This window comes from Halomonas sp. NO4 (assembly GCF_010994375.1).
GTDB lineage: Bacteria > Pseudomonadota > Gammaproteobacteria > Pseudomonadales > Halomonadaceae > Halomonas.
The window spans coordinates 1-4,637 of record NZ_WHMA01000068.1; the positions used below are offsets into that span (position 1 = coordinate 1).

Consider the following 4,637-nt stretch of genomic DNA (forward strand, 5'->3'; position numbering starts at 1 on the left):
GCGACACTCTGGTTCTCATCCAGATTGTCGCTGGCTTCTCATCCAGATTGACGCGCTACAAGGAGAGTCTAGCTCGGGCGGTCTACGTATTCCTGAAGACCAACCGCCACCGTCTTGACCTACCGCAGTATTCGCCGAGTGTCATCATGGAGCTGCCACAGCCCACCGACGACACTCGGGACATTCTTCTCGCCGCCACGCAAGCGCTTGATGCCATCTACCGCCCCCGCTACCGGTTCATGAAGGCCGGGGTGATGCTCATTGATCTGGTGGATGCCAATCGCCAGCAGCTATCGCTGCTGGACACCCAGGAAAGCCAGGCTCACCGCGAGGGCCGCGAACGGCTGATGGCTACACTGGACGCGCTCAACCATCAGATGGGACGAGGCACTGTGACTTTCGGGCGCCCATCACCCAAGGCCGCCTGGCATCTGCGCTGCGCCAACCTCACGCCACGCTGGACGACACGTTGGAGCGAGATCCCCAAGGTAAGATGACAACGTATCAACCAATCACGGCGCAAGGTTGGCAAGGGGGAATGGAATGGATAGCGAGAGGCTCATGACGACAGACGCTGACTAGCCAGGATACGAAGCACCACGTGCAGTGCTTCCGTACCGGGAATGGATGCCCTTGAAGGAGCTGAGGAGGAGACGCCTCCTGCGCTTGATCTCTGTGCATTCAGCCAGTGAATCCGGCCTCAAGCGATTTCAGATAGCGGAGCAGATCCTCCTTGCGCCCGGCATCGACCAACTGCTGAGGTGTCTGACCAGCGAAGGTCAGTAGAGCCTCATGATGGAACCAATGCCGAGCCTGCTCCCAGGAGCCGCAAATCCGCTCGGCGGCGGCTATAACGTCTTGTTGATCGCGATCCAGCATGGTGACACACCCTGCTCGTTCCAGTTCAGCGTCGAGTCGACACGCTGATACCGATCACTGACCTGACACCGGCTCGGTCAGGCTGGGATCATCGTTCACAGGCCTGTTGACGCGGGTGCTAACCGGCCAGTGGGTAACCAACTGGCTGTCGAGATGATCCACCAACTGTCGAATAGCCTCACGATCGGTGAGGTGTGGATCCAGCCACGGATCGAGGCTGTCGGCATCGAGAACAAGGGGCATGCGATCATGAATCGACTTGGCAGCCCCCCTCGCGGGCTCGGTGAGGATGGCGCAGCCTGGCTTGCCGTCGGGGCGATCTGCCCAAATGGCAGCCAGCCAGAGCGGCTCTCCGTCCTGTCGTGTGAGGTAGTGAGGCTGCTTCCTTCCATCGACTTGCATCCACTCATACCAGCCGTCGACAGGTACAAGGCAGCGATGATGGGCAAAGGCACCTCGAAAATACCTTGAGCTTGCCACCTTCTCGACGGTGGCATTGATCGGCTCGGGAGCACTCTCTCCAGCCCAATGAGGACGATACCCCCACCACAACGCATCAAGGACCAACGGCGAGCTCTCATCTCTATGCCGCACCGCCGAGATCCAAGTACCGGGCGCCACGTTATATCGTGGCGATAGCTCGGTGTCCGGCAATTCCACCGGCAGTCGCAACGACTCCGTCAAGCGAGGATACGTACTGTACAGGGCAAAGCGACCACACATGTTGACGGTTCCTTATGCTGCCTTAGTGAATGCTCCCGCGCATCATGCTGCGCATTGATGCGGGACTTCCAACAGGAACATGGCCTTGTTTTCTTCTCACAACCTCTCTTTCAGTGCCCGCTGAAAGGCCGTATGGCGTGGGTATTGTTGTCGAAGCTGGTTCACCAGCGCCGCTGCCATCGGCGCCCTTCCCACCGCAGTGGCCGTTTCCACGCACACCGCCACGCAAGCTGCCGCCCGGTCATACGCCTTGCGGTGCCGATTCGATACGATGGCATGACATCGCTCTACCGCGGTGTCGCAACACCACTGCAGCCAATCCCTTGCCTCCTGTGACGACAGCGGAGCCTGACTAGTGACTGTCAGCAATGCCTCATTGAGCCGATCGGCCACCACGCCCTCCTCTGCTGGATCACGAGACACGTCGGTGAGGTAGCGTTCAGCCAGGTACCAACTCCCGCTCTGAGCCAATTGCTGCCAGGCCAACTGCGTGGCAGGTCCGATCGCCGATGCTGGGCGACCTGCGAGCACCGTGGGCAGGCAGGCGAACAGCGCCCAGCGAGGACTCCTGCCTCCCGACCAGCCGACGACGGCGTCTTCGGCAGCGACCAAGTCCCTGGCCTGCTGCCCTTCCCCCACCAGCCACCAGGCCAGAACCGCCACCGGCGACCAGCATTCGAAGCTTGTCGGCGACACCAGGTCGTTATCAGGCTCGGCGAGTGGCTTGGACCGACCTCGCCCCTCTGATATGGACTCCACACTGCTGACGGGCGGCTTGCCGACTCTGGCCGCTTCTCCCAGCCAGAGCGCGGCTGCCCGAAGACGCTGGCGGCGGGCTGTCTCGTCACGGCAAGCTTCGTACAGGGTCAACAGCCGATGGCCAGTCGGGTTGGCCAGTAGCGCGTCGAAGGCGATGGCATCACCGAGCGGGATCGCTTGAAGGGGCGTGACAACCTGGAGAGTATCCGCCAGATGGCGCCAAATGCTGGCTCCACGCGGAAAATGCGGCTGCGCTTCCTGCCAAGCGGCAACCGCCTGGGTCATGTCCTGCTGGCGAACGGCAGCCCGTACCCAATCCACCCACAGACGCGGCATACGGGCGCCTGCCTGCCGAGCCAGGCGGGCGATGCCGTCGATTCCCTGCCGCTTTTCCAAGGCTTCCCGATGCCACATGCCTTCGAGAACGGATCGGGGTTCTGCCAATTCCTGCACGATGGCATCGAGAAATGCCTCCCAGCCCGGCAGCGGCGTGACGTCAACGCCGGCGATTTCTTGCAAGGTGCAATAAAGGGTCTCGGGGCGAGAGACGATGCCGGACAAACGCACTTCTTTGGCCGCCAGCAGGAGCGTGGCGACCTGGCGGTCCGGGGCGGTGGTCAATAGCACGGAGCGCAGATAGCAGGCCGCATGCTCCCGTGTCAGTTCATCATCGGCTTCTTCCAGGCTGGGACAGTGGCCGTAGTCATTCTCGATATCCACCATCGTCCAGATTGCAGAGTAGATGTCGCGCGCAGTCTGCGCCTCTCCCTGGTGCAGGCACTCCGCTGCCTCACCCAGCAGGTCGAAGATATCGGGCATGAGTGCCTGGAACGGGCCACAACTCTCCTCCTCATCCCAATCCCATGCATTCTCCAGCTCTGATTCGGCAATACGCTCCAGTGCTGCTTTCAGGTCATCCAGCCTTGTCGATAACGCCTGCGGGTTGGATGGCGGGATGCCGGATGCCTGCGCTTTTGTGCAGTGCTGACGAAGCCTATCAAGGAATGCCTGACGACGACGGGGATGCTCCTCCTCGGCCAAGGCGATCAGTACCTGTCGCAGGCGTTCAGCCGTCATGGCCTCAACCAGCGCATTGATTTCGTCATGCAAGGCCTGTCGGGACAACAATGTCATGCAGAATACCCAATGAAGGTTGCCAAGCTAATCAATACTGTGCTGTGGGGAAATACCGGCCCAGCTCGAGAGGCAACGGTCGAGATTCTCGCCCAAATACCATGGTGGAAGAAGTGGTGCTCGTACCCGAAGTCGCCGGGTCGCCCGCTGCTCGAGGAACGTTGACGGGGAACATCACCACCATCATCGCCAGGTAGACAGGTACCGCAAAGAAGCCCCCTTGTCCGGCGTATTGGTCAGTATTCATCAAGGCCCCGGCGTCGCAACAGGGAATTATCGTCGCGGCAATAGTTCCCGATAATTCAATAAATTCAGAGTTGTAAAACGATTCTGCCGATTTTCTTACATTGCCTAGCCAGTGATCCGGCGACTCGCCCCTACGGACTTTACACGACCGAGATCCCCTGATAACTTTCCAGTTGTCGAGCCAGATTGCTCGGCCGGGTTTGGCGACCCGAAACATCCAAGGCGCACAAGCGCCACTGCCATGGTAGGCGCTTTTTCTTTGCCTGCCATGTCTATGGCGGTCGTGCGTGGGAGACCTTCGGGTCTGCCGGTTCCCTTGGATGCCGGTTCGCCAACCCGCGTACGGCCGCCCCCATCACTGCTTGGCGACAGCGGGGACGGCTCCAACTAATCCAAGGAGCTATACCCATGGTCCACCCGACCGTATCCCCCCACCGCAGCAATCATCGTGCGCGCGCCGCGGCTCACCGTGCCATGGCCATGGCCGCCCTGGCCTCCAACAGCAGCGCCCGCGTTCGCTACCGTCGCTATCACGCTCACATGCGCCAGGCACACGTCCTCGCCCTGGCCGCCGACCGACTGGGTCAGGACGCTCCGTGGGAGGTGAACGCATGACGACGCTCACACCAGCCCATGCCCCGTCCACACCGGTCGATGCCGCGAGTGGTGAGGCCAAGAACCGCCTGATCGCCGATGCCCTGGACCATCAGCTCCTGGCCTTTGCCGAAACCGGCGAGTCGTTCACGATCAGCGAGGTGCGCGATCAGCTGCTCAAGGAACCACGCCTGGCGAATCTCGACAGCGTCCTGCTGCGGTATCGGGTCCGCGACCGCCTCGCCACGCTCGAGGCCAAAGGCCTCGCCCACCGCGTCGGCATGCGGGGCAAGAACCGGCCG

General features: G+C 61.3%; 6 protein-coding genes. 3 read left to right on the forward strand and 3 right to left on the reverse strand.

Features of this window, described 5'->3' with window-relative positions; genetic code table 11:
* A partial coding sequence (locus FEF15_RS18900; RefSeq protein ID WP_163560981.1) for a DUF4113 domain-containing protein occupies positions 1 to 497 on the forward strand: 497 nt, incomplete at its 5' end.
* Between the two features lie 184 nt (positions 498 to 681).
* On the opposite strand, the gene FEF15_RS18905 is transcribed toward FEF15_RS18900, so the two are convergent.
* The 3 genes from FEF15_RS18905 to FEF15_RS18915 form a co-directional block, all read right to left on the reverse strand.
* Entirely contained in the window at positions 682 to 879 is a 198-nt protein-coding gene (locus tag FEF15_RS18905; protein WP_163560983.1) for a hypothetical protein, read from the reverse strand.
* A gap of 54 nt (positions 880 to 933) precedes the next feature.
* On the reverse strand, positions 934 to 1,602 hold the full coding sequence (locus FEF15_RS18910) for an SOS response-associated peptidase (RefSeq protein WP_163560985.1): 669 nt from the start codon (positions 1,600 to 1,602) through the stop codon (positions 934 to 936).
* 96 nt (positions 1,603 to 1,698) lie between these two features.
* Entirely contained in the window at positions 1,699 to 3,495 is a 1,797-nt protein-coding gene (locus tag FEF15_RS18915; protein ID WP_163560987.1) for a hypothetical protein, read from the reverse strand.
* 654 nt (positions 3,496 to 4,149) lie between these two features.
* Here FEF15_RS18915 and FEF15_RS18920 point away from each other — a divergent pair.
* Both FEF15_RS18920 and FEF15_RS18925 read left to right on the forward strand, forming a co-directional pair.
* On the forward strand, positions 4,150 to 4,356 hold the full coding sequence (locus tag FEF15_RS18920; protein ID WP_163560989.1) for a hypothetical protein: 207 nt from the start codon (positions 4,150 to 4,152) through the stop codon (positions 4,354 to 4,356).
* Positions 4,353 to 4,637 (forward strand): hypothetical protein (locus FEF15_RS18925; RefSeq protein WP_205598596.1); only part of this gene is annotated, 285 nt, incomplete at its 3' end. The genes FEF15_RS18920 and FEF15_RS18925, both read left to right, overlap by 4 nt.

Excerpts from the sequence above, each read along its gene's own strand:
- FEF15_RS18905 (WP_163560983.1), bottom strand. The coding sequence starts at position 879 with ATGCTGGATCGCGATCAACAAGACGTTATAGCCGCCGCCGAGCGGATT.
- FEF15_RS18910 (WP_163560985.1), bottom strand. The coding sequence starts at position 1,602 with ATGTGTGGTCGCTTTGCCCTGTACAGTACGTATCCTCGCTTGACGGAG.
- FEF15_RS18915 (WP_163560987.1), bottom strand. The coding sequence starts at position 3,495 with ATGACATTGTTGTCCCGACAGGCCTTGCATGACGAAATCAATGCGCTG.
- FEF15_RS18920 (WP_163560989.1), top strand. The coding sequence starts at position 4,150 with ATGGTCCACCCGACCGTATCCCCCCACCGCAGCAATCATCGTGCGCGC.